The organism is Clostridium puniceum (assembly GCF_002006345.1).
GTDB classification, from domain to species: Bacteria; Bacillota; Clostridia; order Clostridiales; family Clostridiaceae; genus Clostridium; species Clostridium puniceum.
In genome coordinates, this window is sequence record NZ_LZZM01000115.1 from 1 (window position 1) to 1,182 (window position 1,182).

Genomic DNA, 1,182 nt, shown 5'->3' on the forward strand with positions numbered 1-1,182 from the left:
AATTTCGAATCAGAAATAGCATACGCTATCGAAAATAAGATTGGTCATCGAGAATTTTTAGTAAGATTACTCGAAATTGAAGCTAATGGTAAAAGAGAAAGAAACGCTATGAGAAATATTAAGGCAGCTAAGTTTGAAGGTATTAAAACATTAGATGGATTTGATTTTTCATTCCCTGATAATATAAATGAAGCTAAGATACGAGATTTGCAGACACTTTCATTTATTAAAAATAAAGAAAATGTAATTCTAATCGGCCCGCCAGGTGTAGGCAAAAGCCATATTGGCACTGCATTAGGTGTACTAGCTTGTAATACTAGTCTCAAAGTATTATTTACTCCCGCTCAGGAACTTATGGATAAATTATATAAAAGTTATCTTGATGGAACTTTAGAAAATAAGTTTAAAGCAATAAGAAAAGTAGATTTGCTTATTATAGACGAGCTAGGTCATTTTCAAATGGATAAAGAAAAAGAAAGCCTATTTTTTCAAATCATCCGCCAACGATATGAAAAAGGCTCCCTAATAATAACTACCAATATACCATTAGGTAATTGGGATAAAATATTTACTAGCAAACTTGCTGCAACAGCAATATTAGATAGACTAATGCATCACTGTCATCTTATTAGTATAACAGGTGATAGCTATAGAGTAAAGGGCAATAAATAGGAGGATTTGTTTTGAAGCATTCACATAAAGATTTAGATTATAAAAAATTTATATATATATTCAATACTGAAGGTAAAAAAGCAGCAAAAGAATTTGTTTTGAGTACAACATCTTTTAATTACGATTATTATGTAAAATTATTAAAGAAATATACAGGATATGTGTATAATAGACAGCTGAAAATATATGAGCCACTATCAGATGAGTCTAATGCTTTCATAAGTATAGATGATTTATTAAGCAAAGGAAAAAATGATGCTACACCAATCGTAGCATCATTTCCTGAAAAGTTATATTGTAAAGATCCAATAGATTTATTAAATATTGATTTACTTCAAGATAGACTAATGGAATTATCAAAATATATTAAAATTGCACCAAGTGCTAAAACTATAGAAATTAATATAATCCGCTTACGCGAAAGCGGCTATGATGTTAGCATAATAAATTAAACTGTTAGTGGGTCAATTTTAGTTGCAAAAGTGGGTCAAAAGTACTTGACAATCTACA

Annotated in this window: 2 protein-coding genes; both read left to right on the plus strand. The window is 29.4% G+C overall.

The genetic code is table 11. The features are described from left to right. Positions 1-672 (plus strand): IS21-like element helper ATPase IstB (istB, locus tag CLPUN_RS08950; RefSeq protein ID WP_143329011.1); only part of this gene is annotated, 672 nt, incomplete at its 5' end. An 11-nt stretch (positions 673-683) separates the two neighbouring features. Then, positions 684-1,124 (plus strand): hypothetical protein, encoded by a 441-nt coding sequence (locus CLPUN_RS08955; RefSeq protein ID WP_077846954.1) that lies wholly within the window; start codon positions 684-686, stop codon positions 1,122-1,124. Positions 1,125-1,182 lie beyond the last annotated feature (58 nt).